The organism is Bifidobacterium scardovii JCM 12489 = DSM 13734 (genome assembly GCF_001042635.1).
GTDB lineage: Bacteria > Actinomycetota > Actinomycetes > Actinomycetales > Bifidobacteriaceae > Bifidobacterium > Bifidobacterium scardovii.
Genome location: NZ_AP012331.1, coordinates 2,590,232 through 2,612,801, shown reverse-complemented (window position 1 = coordinate 2,612,801; position 22,570 = coordinate 2,590,232). Strand labels below are relative to the sequence as shown.

The 22,570-nt window shown below is 66.6% G+C and carries 20 protein-coding genes, 2 tRNA genes and 1 riboswitch; of the genes, 11 read left to right on the top strand and 11 right to left on the bottom strand.

The genetic code is table 11. The annotated features are described in order from the left end of the window. Positions 1 to 109: 109 nt before the first annotated feature. The 5 genes from rnc to coaD all read right to left on the bottom strand — a co-directional run bounded on the left by rnc (position 110) and on the right by coaD (position 3,359). A complete protein-coding gene (rnc, locus tag BBSC_RS10640) occupies positions 110 to 838 on the bottom strand; it encodes a ribonuclease III (protein WP_033518863.1) in 729 nt (242 codons plus the stop codon). Between the two features lie 178 nt (positions 839 to 1,016). Continuing rightward, a complete protein-coding gene (gene rpmF, locus BBSC_RS10635; protein WP_033518865.1) occupies positions 1,017 to 1,211 on the bottom strand; it encodes a 50S ribosomal protein L32 in 195 nt (64 codons plus the stop codon). A gap of 150 nt (positions 1,212 to 1,361) precedes the next feature. Continuing rightward, positions 1,362 to 1,979, bottom strand: coding sequence for a YceD family protein (locus BBSC_RS10630; RefSeq protein WP_033518866.1), 618 nt, complete (start codon positions 1,977 to 1,979; stop codon positions 1,362 to 1,364). A gap of 2 nt (positions 1,980 to 1,981) precedes the next feature. Beyond that, on the bottom strand, positions 1,982 to 2,857 hold the full coding sequence (locus BBSC_RS10625) for a cell division protein (RefSeq protein ID WP_033518868.1): 876 nt from the start codon (positions 2,855 to 2,857) through the stop codon (positions 1,982 to 1,984). Between the two features lies 1 nt (position 2,858). Then, a complete protein-coding gene (coaD, locus tag BBSC_RS10620) occupies positions 2,859 to 3,359 on the bottom strand; it encodes a pantetheine-phosphate adenylyltransferase (protein ID WP_033518869.1) in 501 nt (166 codons plus the stop codon). Between the two features lie 215 nt (positions 3,360 to 3,574). On the opposite strand from coaD, the gene BBSC_RS10615 reads away from it, so the two are divergent. After that, positions 3,575 to 3,877: a DUF3039 domain-containing protein gene (locus BBSC_RS10615; RefSeq protein ID WP_374042863.1), complete on the top strand. Its 303-nt coding sequence runs from the start codon at positions 3,575 to 3,577 to the stop codon at positions 3,875 to 3,877. Positions 3,878 to 4,056: 179 nt separating this feature from the next. Here the strand turns inward: BBSC_RS10615 and BBSC_RS10610 are convergent, their stop codons facing one another. Beyond that, the gene (locus BBSC_RS10610; RefSeq protein ID WP_033518872.1) at positions 4,057 to 5,376 is read right to left on the bottom strand and encodes a nicotinate phosphoribosyltransferase; all 1,320 of its coding nucleotides are present in this window, start codon (positions 5,374 to 5,376) and stop codon (positions 4,057 to 4,059) included. 90 nt (positions 5,377 to 5,466) lie between these two features. Between BBSC_RS10610 and BBSC_RS10605 the strand changes: the two genes are divergently transcribed. The 5 genes from BBSC_RS10605 to BBSC_RS10585 all read left to right on the top strand — a co-directional run bounded on the left by BBSC_RS10605 (position 5,467) and on the right by BBSC_RS10585 (position 10,691). Further along, positions 5,467 to 6,093: a Pr6Pr family membrane protein gene (locus BBSC_RS10605; RefSeq protein ID WP_033518874.1), complete on the top strand. Its 627-nt coding sequence runs from the start codon at positions 5,467 to 5,469 to the stop codon at positions 6,091 to 6,093. 89 nt (positions 6,094 to 6,182) lie between these two features. After that, positions 6,183 to 6,947: a ribonuclease PH gene (rph, locus tag BBSC_RS10600; protein WP_033518875.1), complete on the top strand. Its 765-nt coding sequence runs from the start codon at positions 6,183 to 6,185 to the stop codon at positions 6,945 to 6,947. Between the two features lie 76 nt (positions 6,948 to 7,023). Continuing rightward, positions 7,024 to 7,695: a non-canonical purine NTP pyrophosphatase gene (locus BBSC_RS10595; RefSeq protein ID WP_033518877.1), complete on the top strand. Its 672-nt coding sequence runs from the start codon at positions 7,024 to 7,026 to the stop codon at positions 7,693 to 7,695. A gap of 391 nt (positions 7,696 to 8,086) precedes the next feature. Then, positions 8,087 to 9,358: an aminoacyltransferase gene (locus BBSC_RS10590; protein ID WP_034535552.1), complete on the top strand. Its 1,272-nt coding sequence runs from the start codon at positions 8,087 to 8,089 to the stop codon at positions 9,356 to 9,358. A gap of 79 nt (positions 9,359 to 9,437) precedes the next feature. After that, the gene (locus BBSC_RS10585) at positions 9,438 to 10,691 is read left to right on the top strand and encodes an aminoacyltransferase (RefSeq protein WP_033519816.1); all 1,254 of its coding nucleotides are present in this window, start codon (positions 9,438 to 9,440) and stop codon (positions 10,689 to 10,691) included. 44 nt (positions 10,692 to 10,735) lie between these two features. On the opposite strand, the gene BBSC_RS10580 is transcribed toward BBSC_RS10585, so the two are convergent. The 3 genes from BBSC_RS10580 to BBSC_RS10570 all read right to left on the bottom strand — a co-directional run bounded on the left by BBSC_RS10580 (position 10,736) and on the right by BBSC_RS10570 (position 12,072). After that, positions 10,736 to 11,737: an AEC family transporter gene (locus BBSC_RS10580; RefSeq protein WP_033519815.1), complete on the bottom strand. Its 1,002-nt coding sequence runs from the start codon at positions 11,735 to 11,737 to the stop codon at positions 10,736 to 10,738. A gap of 53 nt (positions 11,738 to 11,790) precedes the next feature. Beyond that, a tRNA-Leu gene (locus tag BBSC_RS10575) sits at positions 11,791 to 11,871 on the bottom strand. 125 nt (positions 11,872 to 11,996) lie between these two features. Then, positions 11,997 to 12,072: transfer RNA gene (locus tag BBSC_RS10570), tRNA-Thr, on the bottom strand. Between the two features lie 234 nt (positions 12,073 to 12,306). Between BBSC_RS10570 and pgi the strand changes: the two genes are divergently transcribed. Together pgi and BBSC_RS10560 are read left to right on the top strand one after the other, a co-directional pair. Further along, complete coding sequence (pgi, locus tag BBSC_RS10565) at positions 12,307 to 14,007, top strand: glucose-6-phosphate isomerase (protein ID WP_033519814.1); 1,701 nt, start codon at positions 12,307 to 12,309, stop codon at positions 14,005 to 14,007. Positions 14,008 to 14,503: 496 nt separating this feature from the next. After that, complete coding sequence (locus BBSC_RS10560) at positions 14,504 to 16,351, top strand: hypothetical protein (RefSeq protein WP_052109237.1); 1,848 nt, start codon at positions 14,504 to 14,506, stop codon at positions 16,349 to 16,351. On the opposite strand, the gene BBSC_RS10555 is transcribed toward BBSC_RS10560, so the two are convergent. After that, the gene (locus BBSC_RS10555; protein WP_033519813.1) at positions 16,352 to 17,797 is read right to left on the bottom strand and encodes an ABC transporter ATP-binding protein; all 1,446 of its coding nucleotides are present in this window, start codon (positions 17,795 to 17,797) and stop codon (positions 16,352 to 16,354) included. It abuts the gene before it with no gap. A gap of 52 nt (positions 17,798 to 17,849) precedes the next feature. Beyond that, positions 17,850 to 19,625 (bottom strand): ABC transporter permease, encoded by a 1,776-nt coding sequence (locus tag BBSC_RS10550; RefSeq protein ID WP_033519812.1) that lies wholly within the window; start codon positions 19,623 to 19,625, stop codon positions 17,850 to 17,852. Between the two features lie 374 nt (positions 19,626 to 19,999). Beyond that, positions 20,000 to 20,156, bottom strand: a riboswitch (M-box (ykoK) riboswitch). Positions 20,157 to 20,332: 176 nt separating this feature from the next. On the opposite strand from BBSC_RS10550, the gene BBSC_RS10545 reads away from it, so the two are divergent. Genes BBSC_RS10545 through BBSC_RS10535 form a run of 3 tightly spaced genes read left to right on the top strand, consistent with a single transcriptional unit; the run spans position 20,333 to position 22,284 of the window. Beyond that, complete coding sequence (locus BBSC_RS10545; protein WP_231649353.1) at positions 20,333 to 21,232, top strand: DUF362 domain-containing protein; 900 nt, start codon at positions 20,333 to 20,335, stop codon at positions 21,230 to 21,232. 37 nt (positions 21,233 to 21,269) lie between these two features. After that, positions 21,270 to 21,848: an ECF transporter S component gene (locus BBSC_RS10540; protein ID WP_231649354.1), complete on the top strand. Its 579-nt coding sequence runs from the start codon at positions 21,270 to 21,272 to the stop codon at positions 21,846 to 21,848. A gap of 7 nt (positions 21,849 to 21,855) precedes the next feature. Next, positions 21,856 to 22,284: a DUF1893 domain-containing protein gene (locus tag BBSC_RS10535; RefSeq protein ID WP_051923294.1), complete on the top strand. Its 429-nt coding sequence runs from the start codon at positions 21,856 to 21,858 to the stop codon at positions 22,282 to 22,284. Positions 22,285 to 22,570 lie beyond the last annotated feature (286 nt).

Sequence of the window (22,570 nt, the reverse complement as noted above, 5' to 3'; positions counted from 1 at the left end):
CTGAACGGCTGCTACTAGCCAAGTGTAATCCACCTCATCCTAGTGGCAGGCCCGGTGGAGGGGCGGGCGGCGCCCATATATTGGCTGACGGTGCGCGGCTTGCCGGCGGCTACTTGTCCAGCGCCTTCCACGCGGCTTCGGCGGCGGCCAGCTGCGCCTTGCGCTTGCTGGACCCTTTGCCAACGCCGTATACGGTGTCATCGTCGCCGAGCAGCGCGCGGGCGGTGAAGATCTGCGCGTATTCCGGCCCCGTGACGGCCATCCGGTAGTGCGGGTCGCCCTTGCCGAGCTGGTGCGATTTGATCTCCAGCGAGGTCTTCCAGTCGAGCGCCGGGCCCTCGGTGGCTACCTCGGCCAGCGTGTCGTCGATGAGCCGGTGCACGACCTCGCGCGCGCCGTCGATGCCGTGCTCGAGGAAGGTCGCGCCGATCAGCGATTCCACGATGTCGCACAGGATCGAGCTCTTCTCCGAGCCGCCCTGCTCGGCCTCGCCGTGGCCGAGCAGGATGTACGGCCCGACGTTGAGCTTGGTCCTGGCGATGGCGCTCAGCGACTCCTCGGACACGGCCTTGGCTCGCATCTTCGCCAGCTGGCCCTCGCTCATGTCGGGATGGGCGGCGAACAGCGTCTCCGTGGACACGAGCTCGAGCACCGCGTCGCCGAGAAACTCCAGACGCTCGTAGTTCAGCGCGCCCGGATGCTCGTGCGAGAACGAGCGGTGGGTGAGGGCTTGCACCAGCAGCTCGGGCCGGATGGTGGTGCCCAGCGCTTCCAACAGCACGTTGGATGGTGAGATGTGCGCAGCGGTCGAGGGGGATTCGGTGGTCGTCGTAGTCATGATTCCTTGTGTAGCCTGTTACTCGGACTTATTGGGGTCCTACGAGGTCCTGTGACGTGATGGCGCGTCTTGCGATGCCCTGCGGAAACCGGTGGGGCCGGGCGCGCCTATGAAAAAGCCCCGCCACCCGTCGATGGCAGGGCTTTGATGCGTTATCGCGCTATGCGGCGCGCTCGGCTCACTTGGCGTGAGGGGCGCGGATGGCTTCGCGGTACACGCGGCCGCGGAACGAGCCGCAGCTCGGGCAGGCCATGTGCGGCAGCGCCGGGGCGCCGCAGTTCGGGCAGTTGACGGTCTGCGCAGCAGACGCCTTCCAGTTCGCGCGGCGCGAGTGCGTGTTGGCGCGCGAGGTCTTGTACTTAGGCAGTGCCATTTGTTGTTCCTCTGTTTCGTTCGAACGATTGAGCTTAAGCGTTCAGCATCTTAGCGCATCGTCCGTACAAAGTCCATTCCGTCCAGTTCGCGCGGGCGGGCCTGCTCCGCTCGTCGCGAATACCCCGGTTGCCCGCCGGGCGCCCGCGGATTACTCGCCGGTTTCCAGCTGGGCCTTGAGCGCGGCCAGCGCGGCGAAGCGGTTGTCGATCACGTCGTGATGATGGTCGGGGTCCTCGTTGAGGTCGGCGCCGCACTGCGGGCACAGGCCGAGGCAGTCCTCGCGGCACAGCGGCTGCAGCGGCAGCGATTCGACCAGCGTGTCGCGGATCAGCGCCTCGAGGTCGGCGAAGGCGCCGTTCGACACCAGCGGGTACTCGTCCTCGGACTCCTCCTCGCCGGCGATGATGTCCACTTCCTCGTCCTTGCGGCCGTTCTGGTGGCCGTGCGCGGCGTCCTTCGCGTCCTTGCCGGAGTCGTAGGGGAAGAACGCGGTGACGTCGACGGTCCAGTCCTTGTTGATTGGCTTGAGGCAGCGCGTGCACTCCGTGCTGACCGGCGCGATGATCCGTGCGGTCAGCACCAGCCCGTCGACGATCGAGTCGAACGATCCGACGACATGCACGTCGGTGCCTTCCGCGATGCCGACGATGCTGTCGCCGATGCCGCTTGGCGCGGGGAATACGGCGTCGATCGCCTTGCTCTGGCCGGCGCGCGACGCGACCTGCGCCACGGGCACGGCCCATACGGAATCTTCAGGACGTGGCATGATCAGCCCTCCGGATAGTCGTTGTGGTCAAGATGGGGAAGTTGCTCGCCGGCTGCACGCTGGCGTTCATACAGTACATTAAGCCCGGCCTGCACGTCGCGGTCGAGCTTGGACAGCTGCGCCTGCAACCCCTCCATCACGGTCACGCAGTACTGGTCGGCGCCCTGCGTGAGCCGATCGGACTTGGCCTGCGCCTGGTCGAGCGTGGCGCGCGCCTTCTGCCGCGCGATTTCCGTGACGTTCTCCTGGCCGGCCAGGAACTGCGCCTGCTCGTTGGCGTCCTTGACCATGTCGGCGGCACGGCTCTGCGCCGAGGCGACGATCGCGTTCGCCTGCGTCTGCGCGGATTCGAGCCGGCGCTCCGCCTCGCGCATGAGCGCCGACGCGCGCTCGAGCTGCACCGGCAGCATCTTCTTGAGCTCGTCGAGCCGGTCGGTGAACTCCTCGCGGTCCACCTTGACGATGCCGGCGTTGAAGAAGCCTCCCTTGGCCTCGCCGAGCATGGACTCGAGCCGGTCGATGATGTCGTACACGGTGGTGAACTCGTCGCGGGACTTGAGGGTCGCCGGATCGAGATCGGGCGAGCCGACGTCCAGCGTCTCCCTCAGATCGGGCAGTGCGTCCATCGGGAAGGCCGCCTTGGCTCCATCCGCCGAGCCGGTCCGCGCGCCTGACGCGTCCGGCGTGCTTTCGGACGCCGGCTGCGCCGGGGTCGCCTCGGTTTCGGCGATGAGCGCGGGATCGGTCCCCTGGGCCGGCGGGTTCCCCTGCCCGCCGGGCTGCCGCCCGTATGCGGCCTCGTTCGTCGGAGCCGGGGCCGCCGGTTCCGGAGGCAGCGGTGCAGGCTGCGCCTGCGAGCCGTCCATTTCCTCAGTCATGTCAGCTTCTTTCCTCGTTTTCCTTGTTCAGCGCCTCGACGAGCATGGGCGCCACGCAATCGGGCACCATGCCGGTGATATCGCCGCCGTGGCGCGCCACGTCCTTGACGATCGAGCTGGAGATGTGCTCCAGGATCGGGTCGGCCGGCAGGAACAGCGTCTCGATGCCGGCGAGCTTGCGATTGACCAGCGCCATGCCGAGCTCGGCCTCGTAATCGCCGTTCTGCCGCAGGCCCTTGACGATCACCGTGGCGCCGACGTCCTTGCAGTAGTCGGTGATCAGGCCGCTTGTCGAGGCGACCGTGATGTTCGGGAATCCGTCCTTCTCCAGCGCCCGGCGGATCACGTCGACGCGGACGCCCTCGGAAAACAGCGGCGTTTTCGCGGCGTTCACGGCAACCACCACATGCACTTCGTCGAAGAAGCGCGCGCATCGTTCGATAACGTCCAAATGCCCCGCGGTGACGGGGTCGTACGATCCTGGACATACTGCGATAGTCATAGACCCAAGACTACCGCTTCGCGCGGAAGTAGGGCGCGGAACCACGCCGGCGGAGGGCGTTCGCGCGCCGGCGGCGCGGCACGGCGCGGCACGGCGGCGGGATATGGAGATTCGGCGTGAAAAGCGTGAACGGAACACGAAGGTTTTATCATGGGTGATGACGGGCGGTCCAAGCCAAGGATCGCTTAAGCCAAGGATGGAGAATCGCAATGCGCATGCGGATGAAGAATGACATGACGGATCTGGCCGATCCGGTGTCGCCCCTGTCGACGCCGGACCCGGGACCCGGCACGGCGGTGCTGGAGCGCCCGCAGACCGAGGAACAGACCCAGCGCGACGATGGCGGCGACGCGGACCGTTACGCCCACTACGTATCCAAGGACCGCATCGCCGAGTCGCGCATGACCGGCCGCCCGGTGGTGGCGCTGTGCGGCAAGATCTGGGTGCCGAAGCACGATCCGTCCAAGTACCCGGTCTGCCCCGACTGCAAGCGCCTCTACGACGAGATGATGCGCTAGGGGTCTCTTCCGTTGCAGTTGGCTCCCCTCTTCAGAGGGGAGCTGTCGGCGCGGCCGACTGAGGGGAGACCATGCAAACCGGCTGGATTCAGACGTTCGTGGTAATCCTCTCCTCAGCCCGCTTCGCGGTCAGCTCCCCTCATGGAGGGGAGCCAGTCGGCACTCCGGCGGCGTCGCCGTCACAGCACCGTCGTTTCGGTGGGGATCACCGGCTCGCCCTTCATCAGCGACTGCGCGGTGATCGGCAGCTCGGCGAGGGCCTGCGCGCGGTACTCGTGCGCGGCCATGATCGCGCCGTGGCCTTGGTATTGCTGGTCGATCCGGCCGTGATCGACGTAGCTGACCAGCAGGTCCTTCCAGTTGTCCGCCGGCGTGTAGCCCGCGAGCTGGTCCTCCGAACCGGAGATCACATGCTCGCAGTCCGCGAGGTTGTACTCGTAGGAGCGGTAGGCGAGCTTGCGCCCCGGCACGGTCGCCTTGTTCGTCGACTTCTTGGCCACGGGCTGCATCACGCCGGCCGAGTTCTCGCGCTCGGTCAGCTTGTACACCATCGCACAGGTCGGCGCGCCCGATCCGGTCACCAGCATCGTGCCGACGCCGTAGGAGTCGACCGGGGCGGTCTGCAGCGCGGCCAGCGCGTACTCGTCCAGATCGTTGGTGACGGTGATCGTCGTGTTCGTGGCGCCGAGCGCGTCCAGCTGGTTGCGCACGCGCTGCGCAAGCGAGGCGAGATCGCCCGAGTCGATGCGCACGCCGCCCAGTTCGGGCCCGGCCACCTCGACCGCGGTCTTCACGGCCTCCTCGACGTTGTAGGTGTCGACCAGCAGCGTCGTGTTCTTGCCCAGCGCGTTGATCTGCGAGCGGAAGGCGTCGCGCTCGTTGTCGTGCACCAGCGTGAAGCAGTGCGCGGCGGTGCCGATCGCCTTGAGCCCGTACATCTGCGCGGCCAGCAGGTTCGCGGTGCCCTTGAACCCGCCGATCACGGCGGCCCTGGCCGCGGCCACGGCGGCCCATTCGTTGGTGCGCCGGCCGCCCATGTCCATGCACGGGCGGTCCTTCGCGGCGCTCACCATGCGCGAGGCCGCCGAGGCGACCGCGGAATCGTAGTTGAGCACCGACAGCAGCAGCGTCTCCAGCAGCGTGCACTCGCCGAAGGTACCCTCGACCTGCAGGATCGGCGAATTCGGGAAGAACATCTCGCCTTCGCGGTACCCCTTGATCGTGCCGGAGAAATGGAAGTTCTCGAGCCACTTGATGGTGTTCGCGTCCACGACCTTGCGGTCGGCGAGGAATCTGAGGTCCTCGTCGTCCAGATGGAAGCGCTCCAGCTCGTCGAGGATGCGCCCCGTGCCGGCCACGACGCCGTAGCGGCGGCCCTCGGGCAGATGCCGGGTGAAGATTTCGAACACGCACCTGCGGTTCGCGGTGCCGTCCTTGAGCGCCGCGTCGAGCATCGTGTATTCGTACATGTCGGTCATAAGGGCCGGTGAATAATCCATTGATTCCTCCCTGAAAACGGTACGCCTATGCCATTGTAGGGCCAAGCCCCCGTCATCCCGGTGCGGCTTCCACCGGCTATGCTGTGAGGCATGAGATTCGTTGCGGGATTGTGGCGGCTTGCGATCGCCGCGCTGTGCTTCGTCGGCACGTATGAGGCGTGGCACCGGCCCGAGCTGTGGGTGTATTTCACGTTCCAGACCGGTTTCGCGCTCGGCTTCGTGATGCTGTGGGCCGGCGCGGCGAGCCTGCTGAAGGGCATCCAGCCGCCGGCCTGGCTCAAGGGGTGCCTGACGATGTACGCGGTGATCACCGCGCTCGTGGCGCTGCTGCTCATGCCTCCGGACGATCCGAACTACGTGCCGCAGGTGCTGGGCATCATGACCAATACGATGCTGCACAGGATCGCGCCGATCATGGCCGTGGTCGATTTCCTGCTGTTCGACCCGCACCGCAGGTTCCGCTGGCACTACTGCGCGAGCTGGCTGATCTATCTACCGGTCTGGCTGGCGTTCGTGATGATCCGCGCCGCGATCTGGCCTCATTCCGGCCCGGCCGCCGGCGGCAACCCGTATCCGTACGCGTTCATCGACCCGAACGCGCTCGGATGGGCTCGGTTCGGCACCAATGTGCTCGAGCTCGCCGTGGGGTTCGCGTTCGTGGCGCTCGTCCTGTTCATCGTCGACAAGATCGAGCCGTCCAGGCCGCTGCTGGGATAGCCGCCTGCGGCCGCTTGCCGGCCGTCCTCCGAGCGCCTGCCGGCCGTCCTCCGCCCGCCTGCTTCGCCGCCTAGTGATAGGTTGGCAGCATGGCCCAAATCAAAGACATGCTTGGAAAGAATACCGTGATCCGTGCCGACGGCCGCGCCGTGGACGAGCTGCGCCCGGTGCGCATCACCCGCCACTTCACCGACGCTCCCGAAGGGTCGGTGCTGATCGAATGCGGCAACACGCGCGTGATGTGCACCGCGACCTTCACTGCCGGCGTGCCGCGTTGGCGCAAGGACTCCGGACTCGGCTGGGTGACCGCCGAATACGCGATGCTGCCGCGCGCCACCTCCGAGCGCACCGACCGCGAATCGGTGCGCGGCAAGGTCGGCGGGCGCACGCAGGAGATCAGCCGTCTGATCGGCCGCTGCCTGCGCGGCGCGGTCGACATGAAGGCGCTCGGCGAGAATCAGGTCCAGCTCGACTGCGACGTGCTGCAGGCCGATGGCGGCACGCGCACCGCGTCGGTCACCGGCGCGTACGTGGCGCTGGTCGACGCGCTGCGCTGGGCGGAGCAGCACCGCCACATCCGCTCCGCCGACCGCGTGCTCAAGGATTGCGTGTCGGCCGTGTCCGTCGGCGTGATCAACGGCACGCCGATGCTCGACCTGCCGTACATCGAGGACAGCCAGGCCATGACCGACATGAACGTGGCGATGACCGGCGCCGGCGCCTTCATCGAGATTCAGGGCACCGCCGAGCACCGTCCGTTCAGCCGCGACGAGCTCAACACGCTGCTCGATCTCGCCGAAAAGGGCAACAAGGAACTGCAGGCCGCCCAGCGCGCCGCGTTGGCACTGGATTGAGGCATTACTCAGGCTCCTCTTTCTGAGGGGAGCTGCCGCTGAAAGCGGCTGAGGGGAGTCAGAAGAGGAGAACCCCATGCAAATCGTCGTCGCAACTCATAACGAAGGCAAGCTTGTGGAAATCCGCCGCATTCTCGCCGAAGGCCTCGGCTCGGACGCCGGACGTATCGAGCTCGTCTCGGCCGGCAGCCTGAACCTGCCCGACCCGGTCGAAACGGGCGTCACCTTCCAGGAGAACGCGCTGCTCAAGGCCCGTGACGTCGCCGCGCGCACCGGATGCCCGGCGGTGGCCGACGACTCCGGCCTGATCGTCGACGTGATGGGCAACGCGCCCGGTATCCTGTCCGCACGCTGGGCGGGGCGCCACGGCGACGATGCGGCGAACAACGCGCTGCTGCTCGCGCAGATCGAGGACATTCCCGATGCCAGGCGCACCGCGCGCTTCCGCTGCGCCGCCGCGCTCGTCGTGCCGCAGGCCGAACGCGACGCGGATGCCGGCGTGCACCAGGTGGCGTCGGAAACCGTGGAGATCGGCGAGATGCCTGGCGTCATCATCCGCGCTGCCCGCGGCGAGCACGGATTCGGCTACGACCCGCTGTTCGTGCCCGACGATCAGCCGGCACGAGCGCAGGGGCTCGCCGAGCCGCTGACCAGCGCCGAGATGACCCCGGCGGAGAAGAACGCGATCTCGCACCGCGGCAAGGCGCTGCGCGCGCTCGTCCCCGCCATCGAGCGCCTGGTGCGTTAATGGCCCGTCCCATGAATTCGTGTAGTGATTCCGGCTCCCCTCTCTGAGGGGAGCCGTCGGCATAGCCGACTGAGGGGAGCGTGCGTGGATCGGCTTGGTTCTGGCGTTCTCGGAAATCCTCCCCTCAGGCCGCTGCGCGGCCAGCTCCCCTCAAGGAGGGGAGCCAGAATCAGTGCATACATACATGCACGAGATATCAGCCGCCGCCCGTCGGACGGCGCAACGATGGCGAAGCCGTGAGGGTTTGCGGCTGGCCGGCCGATCTGCTGGCCGGCCGTGTTACCATCGGCACGATATCGCAGGATATACGGTGCGCCGTGCCGGCCGCGTGCTCCGATCGGCACTCGGCCGGCACGGCGCCATACAGTACATAAGGATTTCACGGTTCAGCATGCGTTCATTCAGCACCGTCACCCTCAGTGGCCAGGAATTCGACGACTTTTCGGCCACCCATGCGCAGGGCAACTTCCAGCAGACCTCCTGCGCCGGGACACTGCGCGCCGGCCAAGGCGTGGACGTGGAGTACCTGGGCGTCAAGGAGAACGGCGCCGTGGTCGCCGCCGCGCTGCTTGAGACCCACCGCGCGTCACGCCTGTCCACCTTCGCCGTCGTGCACGACGGCCCGATGTGCGACTATCACGACGGCGAGCTGCTGACGTTCTTCATGACCGCGCTCAAGCGGCACGCCAAGGCCAAGGGTGCTTCGCAGATGGCGATCACCCCCGAGGCGCCGTATCGTCTGCGCGACAGCGACGGCAACCCTCTGCCCGACGATCAGGGCGGCGCCCCCGACGACGAGATGGTCGGCCTGCTCACGCGTGCCGGATTCGAGCACGGCGGCTTCACCGTCGGGTACACGGCGGTGCCCCGGTGGCGCTACCTCAAGGATCTGACCGGTATCGCCGACGAGGCGGCGCTGCTCAAGTCGTACGACAAGCGCACGCAGTGGAGCGTCAAGCGCGCCAAGTCGATGGGCGTGCACGTGCGCGAGCTGGCGGACGGCGAGCTGGGCGTGTTCGCGCGCATCGAGCAGCAGACCGCCGAACGGCGCAGCTTCGAGTACCGCGGCGAGGACTACTTCCACCGGTTCAAGGCCGCCTACGGCGACAAGGCCCACTTCATGGTCGCCGAGATTCATATCGACGAGTATGTGGCCGACATGACGGCCAAGCGCGAGGCGCTCGCCGCCAAGGTGGCTCGCCTGCAGGCCAAGAACGATGAGCACCCGACCACCAAGACGGAGCGCCAGCTGGGCGAGGAGACGCGCAACCTGGCCGCCGCCGAGAAGCGTCTGGCGGAGGCTGCGCGGTTCGCCAAGGACGGCGACGTGCTGCCGGCCGCGGCCTCGCTGTTCGTGGAGCACCCGCGCGAGGTCATCTATCTGTTCTCCGGCAGCGTGGAGCAGTACAAGCCGTTCTATGCCTCCGCGCTCATCCAGCACGATGCGATGCTGCGTTTGTGCGTGGCCAAGGGCGTGACCCGGTACAACTTCTACGGCATCGACGGCGTCTTTGACGATCCGGATGACGAGGGGCGCGGCGTGCTGGAGTTCAAGCAGGGGTTCAACGGCTATGTCGAGGAACTGCCCGGAGAGTTCGTGCTGCCCGTCAGCCCGGTGGCGTACGGGCTCAAGAAGCTTGCCCACAAGGTGCTGGGGCGCTGAGGGCGGCGGCCGGGGTGGTACGGCGGCGCGGCGATATACGACGGTACGACGAGACAAGAGGAACACGCAGGAGACGACTATGACGACCGACATCGTGACCATGACCCCCGAGGCGTTCGACGCGCTGTCCGCGAGGCACCCGCAGGGCAATTTCCAGCAGACGACCGCAATGATGGACGTCGCGAAGGCCCGCATCGATTCGTATGACCTGGTCGGCGTGAGCCGTGGTGACGAGATCGTCGCCGGATGCGCCATCGCCTACACGCGAGGCCGGTTCGGATTGGAGGGATCCGTCTGGCTCGGCCCGATGTGCGACCCGCACGACAGGCCGCTGCTGCAGGCGATGACCGAGGGCATCCGCCGGTCGGCGCATCGCCGCGGAGCCGTGTCCGTCACCTGCTGGCCGAATCTGGTCTACCAGCGCCACGATTCGCAGGGCGTGGCCGAGGGCGAGCCGGACACGCCGGCGCTTGAGGCGTACGCATCGCTCGACTGGCGCCACGCCGGGTTCTCGCGCGGGTACGGATCGGTGGTGAACCGATGGGTGTACGTCAAGGATCTGGCCGGCATAGCGGATGAGAAGGCGTTGCTCGCGTCGTACGACAAGCGCACGCAGTGGAGCGTCAAGAGGGCCGAGTCGATGGGCGTGCGGGTGCGCGAGCTGGGTGACGGCGAGTTGCAGGCCTTCGCCGATATCGAGACCGCCACCGCGCGTCGCCGGCATTTTCAGGATCGCGGCGTCGAATACTTCCACCAGTTCAAGGCGGCGTTCGGCGAGCGGGCGCATTTCATGCTGGCCGAGATTCATATCGACGAGTATGTGGCCGATATGACGGCCAAGCGCGAGGCGCTTGCCGCCAAGGTGGCGCGTTTGCAGGCCAAGAACGATGAGCACCCGACCACCAAGACGGAGCGTCAGCTGGGCGAGGAGAGCCGTAATCTGGCCGCCGCCGAGAAGCGTCTGGCGGAGGCTGCGCGGTTCGCCAAGGATGGCGACGTGCTGCCCGCGGCCGCCTCGCTGTTCGTGGAGCACCCGAACGAGGTGGTCTACTTCTTCTCCGGCAGCGTGGAGCGGTACAAGCCGTTCTACGCCTCCGCGCTCATCCAGCATGTGGCCATGCGCGACCTGTGCGTGGCCAAGGGCGTGTCCCGGTACAACTTCTATGGTATTTCCGGCGTCTTTGACGATCCGGATGACGAGGGACGCGGCGTGCTGGAGTTCAAGCAGGGGTTCAATGGTTCCGTCGAGGAGCTGATCGGCGAGTTCACCCTCCCCGTGGACAGGCTCCGCTTCGGCGTGAGCACGCTGGCCCACAAGCTGCTCAAGCGCTGACGCCGTGTGCCGCCCATCCCGGCTGGCACATGGGGCGAATGCGGCTACGCCGGCAGCAGGATGTTGACCGCGGTCATCAGCACGATCGCGATGATCGCCGAGGTGGCCAGCGTGAAGCCGGCGAGTTTCGCGTTGCCGAGCACCTTGTCGGTGAACAGCGTGGAGAACACGGCGGTCGGCGCCAGCGAGAGCATCACCGCGGCCTTGCGCACCCCGGCGTCGAACGGCAGCACGAACCACGCGAACGCGGCGAACGCGAATCCGAGCGGCAGGCGCCATCCGAGCACGCGAGCAACGTCCTTGACGTCCTTGGCGGTGTGCGGCAGATCCATGAGCATGCCCACCATGAACACCGAGCAGAACGAGTTCGCGTCGGCGACCGGCTGCAGCAGTGTGGGGATGAAGCCGGGGATCGGGATGCCGAACAGCATCACCGCGATCATCAGCAGATAGACGTCGAACGGCACCGAAGTGAGGAAGCCGCGCAGCACGGAGCGGAGCTTGGCCCGGCGGGCCAATCGGCGCGCGTCCCTGTCGGCCGGCCGTCGGTAGGGCAGCGTCGGGGCGTTCCCCGGGTTCTGCTCGGTCAGTGGCTTGTCCATGTCGATGTGCAGCAGCGAGGTCGTCATCACATTGATACCGGCCGTGACCATCACCGAATTGCCGATGTCGAACATCGATGCCGTGACCAGCGCGGATGGCCCGAGAAACGCCTGCAATACCGGGAAGCAGAAGTTGCCGATGTTGAACCCGGAGGCATTGAGCATCAGGAAGGCGCGGTCGGTGACCGGCCTGCGGCGCGACGCCGCGAAAGTGAGCAGCAGCGGCAGCAGCGCGCATACGAGCGCGAACAGCGAGATCAGCAGCATGCTGACATGGTGCGGATTCGTGGCGAACGACACGATGATGGACGCGGGAAGCGTGAAGGTGAATACGGTGACCTGCATGATGCGGTAGTCGCGCGGCTTGAACAGCCCGGCCCGTTTGGCCAGATACGCGGCGGCGATGATGCACAGGAACGCGATGGGCTTGAGTATGGCGGACATGCTGGTTCTCCTCTTCCCCTCCGATGGCATCCGGCCGGGGGACCCACCCAAGGTGCGCGAGATGGGACTCGAACCCACACGTCAAAGACACAGGAACCTAAATCCTGCGCGTCTACCAATTCCGCCACACGCGCGCAAGGAATAACTTACCATAAGGTTGTCCTTTTCCGGGGCGTCCTCGGTGGTCGGGAGGGGACGCCGGCGTTGGCCGGCTTTGGGCGGAAAAGCAAAACCCCGGATGGGGCCATCCGGGGTGCTCTGGAGCCACTTGACAGAATCGAACTGTCGACCTGCTCATTACGAGTGAGCCGCTCTACCGACTGAGCTAAAGTGGCGTGTTGCCCGGATTGCATTCGCGATCCGCGCACAAGAATTTGAGTGTACTGCATGCCCTGAATTAATTCAAATCGCGTGTCGTGCGGCGTGTGCCGGCGGCGCACGATTTATGTGTTGTTATGTCCGCTTTTGTGAGTATCTTGTGAGGTGAAGTAAACGGTGCGTTCTCGCCCGGTTTCACGGCCGAACGGGAGCGACCCGCTTCGCAAGTGATGATGAAAGGACCAACACTTATGGCCATCAATCCTCCCGTTGACGCCACCCAGACTCCCGCGTGGGCCGCCCTGCAAAAGCACTATGACGAGCTGCAGGCCGAGGGCATCAGCCTCAAGAAGTGGTTCGCCGACGACGCCGACCGTGTCGAGAAGCTGAGCTTCGACGCCGGCGATCTGCACTTCGATCTGTCCAAGAACCTGATCAAGCCGGAGACCCTCCAGCTGTTCGCCGATCTCGCCAAGGCCGTCAAGCTCGACGAGCGCACCAAGGCGATGTACACCGGCGTGCACATCAACAACACCGAGGACCGCGCCGTGCTGCACACCGCGCTGCGCCGCCCGGTCGAGGACGAGGGCAAGTACATCGTCGACGGCCAGGACACCGTCAAGGACGTGCGCGAGACCCTCGACAAGATCTACGCCTTCGCCGATGACGTGCGTTCCGGCAAGTGGACCGGCATCACCGGCCGCAAGATCGAGACCGTGGTCAACATCGGCATCGGCGGCTCCGACCTGGGCCCCGTCATGGTGTACGAGGCGCTCAAGCCCTACGCCGACGCCGGCATCTCCGCCCGCTACATCTCCAACATCGACCCGAACGATCTGGCCGAGAAGACCAAGGGCCTCGACCCGGAGACCACGCTGTTCATCATCGTCTCCAAGACCTTCACCACGCTGGAGACCCTGACCAATGCCCGCGAGGCCCGCACCTGGCTGCTTGAGGGGCTTGCCGCCAACGGCGCCATCTCCGAGGGAGACGAGGCCCAGAAGGCCGAGGCCATCAAGAAGCACTTCGTGGCCGTCTCCACCAACCTGGAGAAGGTCGAGGAGTTCGGCATCGACCCGAACAACGCCTTCGGCTTCTGGAACTGGGTCGGCGGCCGCTACTCCGTCGATTCCGCCGTCGGCACCTCCCTGGCCGTGGTCTTCGGACCGGCCCGCTTCGAGGAGTTCCTGCACGGCTTCCACGAGATCGACGAGTACTTCGCCAACACCCCGTTCGAGAAGAACGTCGTGGTGCTGCTCGGCATGCTCAACGTCTGGTACCGCAACTTCTTCAAGGTCGCCTCGCATGCCGTGCTGCCGTACGACCAGTACCTGCACCGCTTCCCGGCCTACCTGCAGCAGCTGACCATGGAGTCCAACGGCAAGTCCGTGCGTTGGGACGGCACCCCCGTCACCACCGAGACCGGCGAGATCTTCTGGGGCGAGCCCGGCACCAACGGCCAGCACGCCTTCTACCAGCTGATCCACCAGGGCACCCAGCTCATCCCGGCCGACTTCATCGCGTTCGTCAACACCCCGAACCCGACCAAGGACGGCGACCAGGACGTGCACGAGCTGTTCCTGGGCAACTACTTCGCCCAGACCAAGGCTCTGGCGTTCGGCAAGACCGCCGACGAGGTCCGCGCCGAGGGCACTCCGGAAGAGATCGTTCCGGCCCGCGTGTTCTCCGGCAACCGCCCGACCACCTCCATCTTCGGCGTGGCCCTGACCCCGTTCGCGCTCGGCGAGCTCATCGCCCTGTACGAGCACATCACCTTCGTCGAAGGCACCGTCTGGGGCCTCGACTCCTACGATCAGTGGGGCGTCGAGCTCGGCAAGCAGCTGGCCAAGCAGATCACCCCGGCCATCTCCCAGGACGACGACGCCCTCGCCGCCCAGGATGCCTCCACCCAGAGCCTGATCAAGTTCTACCGCCAGAACCGCGAGTTCTGATTCGCTGCGCTCGGTCGGAACGCCATACCTTCGGCTCCCCTCGCTGAGGGGAGCTGTCCGTGTGGCGAACTGAGGGGAGCAATGCAACGGGCACGGTATCAAGCCGCTTCGTTCATGCTCTCCCAGTATCCCGCGCCGTAAGTTCGCGTCCTATGTCTGGCTCCCCTCAGAGAGGGGAGCCCTTTTTGTTTGCTCTGATGAAACCGTTATGACCTATCCCGCCCCCGCTGGCGGGCCGAGCCGTATAGCGGACGCCGGTGGCGTCCGTAGGCGAGGACGCGACGACAGTCGCGCAAGGGACACGCGGCCGAAGGCCGTCCCTGATTGCAGGGCCCGAAGGGCTGTCGGCGTGTAGCCGACTGGGGGTGGTCTGGTGGTGCCGTATGCCTCAGTCGCGCTGATCCCGTCTGCTTCCCCGGACCGGCTCTGGTGCGTCGCCCCCGTGCCCGCTATGATGACAACCACACGAATAGGGGTCGATCGAGGCTGGGGCATAATGGCGAAGGCGCAGCAGGATTGGGATACCCCGGAGGGCCAGATCCCGCCGTCTCGGGAATCGTCGGCAATCCAGAACGCCGCACCACGGCATGCCGAATCCCAACCTCCCGAATCCCAACCTCCCGAATCCCACAACGGCGAAGCAGACGCTCATCTCCGCAGACACCACCGCTGGATCGCGGCGCTGACCGCCGTGGCCATGCTCGTCGCCGGCGCCTCCGGATTCGCCTGGCGGCGATACCATCAGGGCGGATCCGCCCTCAACTGTTCCCATCAGACCGGTCTCGCCGATGCGCAGGACTACTGCTTCGGCGGATTCAAGCCGTTGCAGCCGTCCGGCGATCGGCTCGCCCCAGCCGAGGCCGGGCGGTACTTCGCCGCAGCCGTGGACGACACCTATGCCGCGGACGATGCCGTTCGCCTCGCCGCGGCCGGCGGCGATACGGATGCCGTGAACAAGGCCGCAGCCACCGCCCGCGATCTTTCGCAGCGGGCCGCCGAAACCCTCGCCGCCCGTACGTGGCCGGAATCGTTGGACAAGACGATCCGCATGGTCATCATCGAATACCAGGAACGCGCGTCGATCTACGGGAATCTGTGCACCAACCGCAACGCCGAGGCCATCGACTGGATGACCTTTGACGAATTCCGCCCCTCCGGCGCCCAGCGGCTGATCCGTACCTCTCTGGACCTCCCCGGCGAGCCCGAACCGGCGATCCCCGTCTCCATCACCGGCATCCGCGACGACGGCGAATGCCCGGATCGCATTCTTGACGGCAACGATGAGGTCGAAGTCACCCGCCGATGCTTCACCGTCACCGCCAGCAACCGCACGAACGCCGACATCAGCGGCATCATACTGGATTTCAACGTGCTCGGCGGCGACGACACCATCCGCGGGACCGGAGCGAGCGCCATCTCCTCGACGCCGCTCGACGGGAACGGCGACCTCATCGAGCATGGCGGCATCAAGCAGGGCGATACGGTGGCGCTCACCATGCGCATCGATCCGGAGCTGCTGCGTGACGGTGACCGTTTCGCGCCCTCAGGCTGGTCGGAGGCAGGCGCATACTATCTCGACGCCATCGAACCGTCCATCCGGCCGTTCGATGCCGCGCTGGCCGCATCGTTCTCCGGCGATCTCGCCGCCACGCGGAACGCGGCTGCGGATGCGGCGAAGGCGCTGCGAGCCACCGCGGCGACGCTGCGGTCACGCACCTGGCCCGAATCTGTGGCCAACACCGCCGCGACCATCGCTGACAACTACGCCGACCGAGCCAGAAAGGCCGACTACGTCGCCTCCGCGGTCGGCTCCGACGCCGGCGACGAACTCACGCAGCTCGACGCCTACCGGGTGAGCGAGGCCGACGCCTACCTGCGCGGCAAACTCGGCCTGCCGGCGGCGGCTGCGCCGGCCGTCCCCCTGGAGATCGTGCGCATCGAGGATCACGGCATCCAGCAGGGGCCGGACATCTCCGGCTCTTCCGTGGACAAGGGCAATCGTGTCATCGCCATGACCGTGCGCAGCCATGTACCCGGTACGTTGACCGGGCTGAACCTGTCGTTCAGACTGAAGCACGGCAAAAGCGCCGTCGGCCGTGCGTGGGGGATCGTCCACGATATCGCGCTCGCGGAAGGCCAATCCATCGTGGTGACCATTCCGCTCGATGCCGACGGCGTGCCGTCCGGCGATACGGCTCCCGGGGGCGCGCTCGCCGGCAGCCGCCTGATATGGGACGGCCTGTCGCTGACCGATGCACGCGGCGCCGACCACCAGGCGGCGGCGGATGCGAGCTACGCCGCGTCCAATCCCGACCCCGTGCTCGACGCCTTCGTGCTGCGGTAGCTACTTTGCCGCCTCGTCGAGCGTCAGCAGATCGTCGTCGGCGTCATAGTCGAACAATTCGCCGTAACGGCCCCACTCCACGGCGATGGCGAACTGCTGGTGAGCCTCGTCGTCGCCGTGCTTCGAGCGCAGCAGGTCGAGGATCAGCTCGCCGCGCAGCTTGCCGTCGTTCGCGCGGCGCAGCGCGTTGGTGATGTTGCGCACCAGCGGCACATGCTCCATCGTCAGGCTGGCGAACACCTGCTTGGCCCGTAGGATGTCGGCGCCGTGCCAGGCGTCGCCCGCCTCGGTGATATGCGCGCGGCCGTCGCGCACCGAGATGACGTGCAGCAGCGTGCCGGCGTCCACGAGCGGGAACAGGTCGTCCACCTCGAACGACAGATCCGAGGCCAGATCGGCCAGATCGATGCCCTTCGGGTATTCGGCGATCACGTCCAGCAGGCCGGCCAGCCCGCCCGGCGTGGCGTTGGGCAGCGGGCGGTCCTTCGCCGTCGACCTGGCCGATGCGGGGAACAGGGCGTCCGCCGCGCCGGCAGCCGCCGCCGCGGCAGGCGATGCGGCGGACGCGGTCTCCTGGCCCGGAGCGGCCGGCCCGGAGACGCTCGTCGCCTGCGCGTCGGCGGCCGTGGAAGAGGCCTCTTGGCCGGTCAGGATCGTGTACAGCTTGTCGACCATCGCCTCGAATTCGACGCTGTGGCGGTCGCGCGGGCGGGGCAGGTCGACCCGCACGTTGGCGATCAGGCGCCCGGGATGCGAGCCGAGGACCACCACGCGGTCCGCCATCTCCACGGCCTCCTCGATGTTGTGCGTGACGATCAGCACCGACTTGATCGCCCGCTGCTCGCCGGACCACAGGTTGAGCACCTCCTGGCGCAGGTTCTCGGCGGTCAGCACGTCCAGCGCGGAGAACGGCTCGTCCATGAACAGGGCGTCCGGGCGCAGGACGAGTGCGCGCGCGATACCGACGCGCTGGCGCATGCCGCCGGACAGCTCCTTCGGATAGGCGGATTCGAAGCCGTCCAGGCCGATCGAGTCGATGGCCTGCAGCGCCAGCTTCTCACGCTGGGCGCGCGGCACGCCCCGGGCCTCGAGCCCGAGCTCGACGTTGTCCTGCACGGTCAGCCACGGCATCAGCGCGAAGGTCTGGAATACCAGCGCCACGCCGGGATTCGGGCCGTTCAGCGTCTGGCCTCGGTACTTGACCGTGCCGCTGGTCGGCTGCACCAGGCCGGCCAGTGCGCGCAGGAAGGTGGACTTTCCGGCGCCGGAGCGGCCCAGGATCGCGACGATCTCGCCCTCGTACAGGTTGAACGAGATGTCGTCCAGCACGGTGAGCTCGGTGCCGTTGTCCGAGGTGAAGCGCTGGCTGATGTGCTGCGCCTCGATGATGGTGTTGCCCGGGCTGACCGCTCGGATCGACTTGGTGATTGAGGTGGTGAACGTCATGTCAAAAACTCCTTGAAAAATATCGGATTCGTGATGGCTGTTGATGGCCGGCCTAGTTCAGCGAGAAGCGACGGTCGGCGAGCCGCTGCAGCGGGTTCCAGAACAGCCGGTTGACGGCGACGACGAAGACGCTCATCACCGCGACGCCGATGACGGTGCGCACGGTGTCGCCGTTTTCGGTCGCCTGCGCGATGTACGCGCCAAGGCCGTCCGCGCTCAGCGTGTGCTTGCCGTACGAGACGATTTCGGAGACGATCGACGCGTTCCACGCCCCGCCGGCCGCCGTGATGCCGCCCGTGCACCATGCGCCGAACACCGACGGCAGGATCAGGGTACGCCAGCGCTGCCGCCAGTCGAGCCGGAAGCTGCGGGTCATTTCACGCAGGTCGTCGGGGATCTGGCTCGCCCCGGCGATGACGTTGAACAGGATGTACCACTGCGTGCCGAGCGACATGAGCAGGATGCTGCCCCAGTTGATGTCGATGCTGCACAGCACGAACCACATGGTGACGAACGGGAACGTGAAGTTCGACGGGAAGCTGGCCAGCACCTGCACGATCGGCTGCAGGAAGCGCGAGATCTTCGGGTTCATGCCGATCAACGCGCCGATCGGGACCCATACCACCGAGCAGACGACGGTCAGCAGCATCACGCGCAGGAAGGTCAGCATGCCGAGGCCCAGGGCGCGCCCCAGCTCGCCGAATCCCGCGTCGCGGTGGATGACGATCAGCATCTGCGCCACCCCGATCACGATCAGCACGCCGACGGCCACCGAGAACACGACGTCGGCGACGCGGCTGCGCGTGGACGATTCATGCGTCCACCGGCTGCCGGTGCGGCCGAGCGGCCGCGTGACGCGGACGAGCAGGTCGCCGAGCGGGCGGAACAGCCGCACGAACAGGTCGTCGATATGCGACTGCCGGATGATCGTCAGCACCGCGCTGGTCTTGGGCGCGGCGGACTGGCTCTGCGTGATCCTGAACTTCTCCGCCCAGGCGGTCAGCGGCTTCCACAGCAGCACGTCGATCAGCAGCACCACGGCGATCATCGTGACGATGGCCCAGCCGATCGCCCCCAGATTCTCCTCGTCGGCGGCCTGCGCCACGAAGCTGCCGATGCCCGGCAGCGCGTACGTGCGGTTGTTCACCGAGATCATCTCGGAGGCGGTCAGGAAGAACCACCCGCCGCCGACGCTCATCATCGCGTTCCACAGCAGCGGGATCATCGAGTTGGGCACGTCGAGCGTCCAGAAGCGCTGCCAGCGCGTCAGCCCGAGCGAGCGGGCGGCCTCGTCGAGCTCCCGCGGCTCGCTGGTGAGCGAGCGGTGGAACGAGAACGCCATGTTCCACGCCTGGCTGGTGAAGATGGCGAAGATGGAGGCGGCCTCCACGCCGAGCATCGATCCGGGGAACAGCACCAGCCAGATCGTGATGGTGGCGGACAGGAAGCCGAGGATCGGCACCGACTGCAGGATGTCGAGCAGCGGGATCAGCACGCGGGACAGCCTGCGGCAGCGGGCCGCGGCGAGCCCGTACACGAAGGTGAAGATCAGGGAGAAGAACAGCGCCACGAACATGCGGAACACCGAGCGCAGCGCGTAATACGGCAGATTCGACAGATCGGTCGACACGGTGGAGGGGATGCCGCTCGGTCCGATCGGCTCGCCGAGCGCGGGCAGCAGCCAGGCGATCAGGCCGAACATCGCCACGATGCCTGCGGCGACGATGATGTCGGAAAGGATGCGACGCCCGAGCGTGACCGGTCCGGTCTTGCGATCCTCGGGCGTGCCGCCGCCGAGCGTGGCGGCGTGGATGGAAAACATGGTCATGAGACGACCCCTTTGCATTCGGATAACGGTGATGCAAGGGTCATCCGGCCGGCGTGCGGGCATGACGGGGCGGAGAAAACCGACGGCGGCTATCGCATTGCCGCTCGGCGGACGTTCCCGGAAGGGCGGGCTGCCGAATTCACGACGCGCGGCGACGCCGCAAGGCGAACGCCGGCCGGATGACTGATACGAGCATTGATTTCTGCATGCGACTGTGACTGTCGCGACTATGACCGTCACAACTATGACTGTCGGAGCTGCGGTCATTATCCATGGTGGCATTCACCTCCTTGCGGTCCGTGCATTCGAGCACTACGGCTATCATCGCCGGTATTCTCGCGAGCAGCAAGAGGGGTGGAACCCAACCGAATCCACCGGTTCGCCATCGTTCAAGCTTCAGCATCGCAGGGCGGTGGCATCGCACTAGTTCATGCCTTGATCCGACAAGAACTGCTGACCTGCATGCAGTGTCTCCACTGGTAGCGGTAGCGACCCATATCCCTGCGGTAGCCTCACCTACCGACGCTCTAACGGTAAAGCCCCGTGGCCCGCATGTCAACTTCGCCATGCCGTCAGCGTTGCGCGCCGCGGGAACGCCGGAACGCCGCGGCCGCCGGCGTTGCGCGAGGCCGTGTTGCGGCGGTTTTTCTCCGTTGCCGTGAGTATCGTTGAGCATGGATGTGCTCATGGATTGCAAGGAGGCGTACATGGCTGTAACGACGTATCAAACCGATTATCCGATGGCGTCGAAGGTCTATTTCACGCGTGACATCAGCCCCGTCGGGCTCATGCGCGTCTATGACGCGCTCGGGGCGCGCCCCCAGGGCAAGGTGGCGGTGAAGCTCAGCACGGGTGAGGGCGGCAACACGCACTACCTCGACCCGAACCTCATCAAGGACCTCGTGCATCGCCTGAACGGCACCATCGTCGAATGCAACACGGCCTACGCCGGCACGCGCGACACCAGTGACAGACACTGGCAGACGATCAAGGACCATGGATTCCTCGACATCGCCGATGTGGACATCCAGGACGAGGAGGGCAGCATCGTGCTGCCGGTCGAGGGCGGCAGGCGCATCACCGGCGACATCGTCGGCTCCCATTTCCCGAACTACGACTACTACGCGGTGCTGTCGCACTTCAAGGGGCATGTGATGGGCGGATTCGGCGGCGCCCTGAAGAACATCTCGATCGGCATCGCCTCGGCCGAGGGCAAGAAGCGGATCCACTCCGGCCAGGACGAGGTGCTCGACCAGCATTTCTCCGGCGACCAGGACGCGTTCCTGGAGGCGATGGCCGAGGCGGCGACCGCCGTGTTCAACGCCCTGCAGGGCAACATGCTGTTCATCAACGTGATGAACCACCTGTCGGTGGACTGCGATTGCGACGGCAACCCGCATGCGCCGCAGATGGCCGACATCGGCATCTGCGGGTCGCTGGACCCGGTGGCGGTCGACCAGGCGTGCGTCGACATGGTGTACACCGCGCACGACAACAACGGGCCGCTGATCGAGCGCATCGAATCGCGCCACGGCATCCACACCATCGAACACGCCGTGGAAATGGGCGTCGGCAGCCGGGAATACCGCCTGATCGACCTGGACTGAGCCCGTGCCGGGGGTCGTCTCAAGAAAAGGAGCCATCATGTCGTCATCGTCTTCAACCGCATCAGCCCACGCCCTGCCTTCCGCAGCGGTCCAGTCGGTCGCCGCGGTCCTTGCGGTGGCCGGGGCCGTGGCGCTGCCGCAGATCTTCCATGTGACCGGCGCGCTGTTCGGCGTCGGCACGGGGCTGGGCGAAATGCTGTTGCCCATGCATATGCCGGTGCTGTTGGTCGGCCTGCTGACCGGCCCCTATGCCGGCCTTGTCGCCGGGGCGCTCAGTCCGCTGGTGAGCGCCGCCATGACCGGCATGCCCGGCGCCGCGATGGTGCCGTTCATGGTGATCGAGCTGGCCTCCTACGGCCTGTTCGCCGGCCTGCTGCGCGGCGTGGAGCTGCCGAAGGCGATCCGCGCGCCGTGGCTGGTCAAGGTGCTGATCGCGCAGATCGCCGGGCGGGCCGTGCGCGCCGTGGCGATCGTGGTCGCCGTGACCGTGCTGGGACGCACCGCGATCGGCGTCGCCACGATCTGGACGAGCATCGCCGTCGGCCTGCCGGGGCTGGTGCTGCAGTGGCTGGCGATCCCCGCGATCATGGTTGCCGTCGAGCGTTCCCGCAAGTGAGCCCTCCATGGATGATCTGGAGCGTGCGAAGGCGGCGCTGTTCGCCGACGATGCGTTCGGCTGCGTGGCGTGCCGGTCCGACGAGACGCTGAACGGCAGCGGCCACGGCGTGCGGCCGCTGCTGCAATGGCTGTCGTCCGGCCGGAGCCTCGCCGGATTCTCGGCCGCCGACCGCGTGGTCGGCAAGGCCGCGGCGCTGCTCTACGCCCGGCTCGGAGTGGAGGCCGTCTATGCGCGGATCATGAGCGAGGAGGGCCTCGCCATGCTGCAGCTTTACGGCATCGCGTCCTCGTACGAACAGCTGGTGCCCATGATCCTCAACCGTTCCGGCGACGGCATGTGCCCGATCGAACGGTCCGTGCAGGCCATCGTCGATCCGGTGGCCGCCGTGCCGGCCATCCGCGCCGCCGTGGCTAGGCTGATGGCCGGCCGGTGACTGCCGGCTGGTGGCCGGTGATCGGTCGGCGGCCGGTCCGTCGGCGACCGGCCGTCCCCGCCTGCGCGGGCGCGGCGTGCTGTCGAGCACTGCCAATAGACTTGTGCTTCGCTGTGTCGAGAGACGGGCCGCCGCATAAGCCGGTCTCTCCGCGAGTCCAGTCCGAACGGCCTCAGGCCCGACTTTCGGCGGATTGACAGGCATCCCGAGGGCAGACCCGAAGGAATACAAGCAGGTCGCCATCGCCGGCGGATGAACGGCGAATGGGCGGACCCCAACCTGGGGC

What these genes read in the sequence shown, in the direction of transcription:
- BBSC_RS10580 (WP_033519815.1), bottom strand. Translation starts at nt 11,737, where the DNA reads ATGTCCGCCATACTCAAGCCCATCGCGTTCCTGTGCATCATCGCCGCC.
- rnc (WP_033518863.1), bottom strand. Translation starts at nt 838, where the DNA reads ATGACTACGACGACCACCGAATCCCCCTCGACCGCTGCGCACATCTCA.
- pgi (WP_033519814.1), top strand. Translation starts at nt 12,307, where the DNA reads ATGGCCATCAATCCTCCCGTTGACGCCACCCAGACTCCCGCGTGGGCC.
- rpmF (WP_033518865.1), bottom strand. Translation starts at nt 1,211, where the DNA reads ATGGCACTGCCTAAGTACAAGACCTCGCGCGCCAACACGCACTCGCGC.
- BBSC_RS10595 (WP_033518877.1), top strand. Translation starts at nt 7,024, where the DNA reads ATGCAAATCGTCGTCGCAACTCATAACGAAGGCAAGCTTGTGGAAATC.
- BBSC_RS10615 (WP_374042863.1), top strand. Translation starts at nt 3,575, where the DNA reads ATGCGGATGAAGAATGACATGACGGATCTGGCCGATCCGGTGTCGCCC.
- BBSC_RS10625 (WP_033518868.1), bottom strand. Translation starts at nt 2,857, where the DNA reads ATGACTGAGGAAATGGACGGCTCGCAGGCGCAGCCTGCACCGCTGCCT.
- BBSC_RS10585 (WP_033519816.1), top strand. Translation starts at nt 9,438, where the DNA reads ATGACGACCGACATCGTGACCATGACCCCCGAGGCGTTCGACGCGCTG.
- BBSC_RS10590 (WP_034535552.1), top strand. Translation starts at nt 8,087, where the DNA reads ATGCGTTCATTCAGCACCGTCACCCTCAGTGGCCAGGAATTCGACGAC.
- BBSC_RS10535 (WP_051923294.1), top strand. Translation starts at nt 21,856, where the DNA reads ATGGATGATCTGGAGCGTGCGAAGGCGGCGCTGTTCGCCGACGATGCG.
- coaD (WP_033518869.1), bottom strand. Translation starts at nt 3,359, where the DNA reads ATGACTATCGCAGTATGTCCAGGATCGTACGACCCCGTCACCGCGGGG.
- BBSC_RS10610 (WP_033518872.1), bottom strand. Translation starts at nt 5,376, where the DNA reads ATGGATTATTCACCGGCCCTTATGACCGACATGTACGAATACACGATG.
- BBSC_RS10630 (WP_033518866.1), bottom strand. Translation starts at nt 1,979, where the DNA reads ATGCCACGTCCTGAAGATTCCGTATGGGCCGTGCCCGTGGCGCAGGTC.
- BBSC_RS10540 (WP_231649354.1), top strand. Translation starts at nt 21,270, where the DNA reads ATGTCGTCATCGTCTTCAACCGCATCAGCCCACGCCCTGCCTTCCGCA.
- BBSC_RS10545 (WP_231649353.1), top strand. Translation starts at nt 20,333, where the DNA reads ATGGCTGTAACGACGTATCAAACCGATTATCCGATGGCGTCGAAGGTC.
- BBSC_RS10560 (WP_052109237.1), top strand. Translation starts at nt 14,504, where the DNA reads ATGGCGAAGGCGCAGCAGGATTGGGATACCCCGGAGGGCCAGATCCCG.
- BBSC_RS10550 (WP_033519812.1), bottom strand. Translation starts at nt 19,625, where the DNA reads ATGACCATGTTTTCCATCCACGCCGCCACGCTCGGCGGCGGCACGCCC.
- BBSC_RS10605 (WP_033518874.1), top strand. Translation starts at nt 5,467, where the DNA reads ATGAGATTCGTTGCGGGATTGTGGCGGCTTGCGATCGCCGCGCTGTGC.
- BBSC_RS10555 (WP_033519813.1), bottom strand. Translation starts at nt 17,797, where the DNA reads ATGACGTTCACCACCTCAATCACCAAGTCGATCCGAGCGGTCAGCCCG.
- rph (WP_033518875.1), top strand. Translation starts at nt 6,183, where the DNA reads ATGGCCCAAATCAAAGACATGCTTGGAAAGAATACCGTGATCCGTGCC.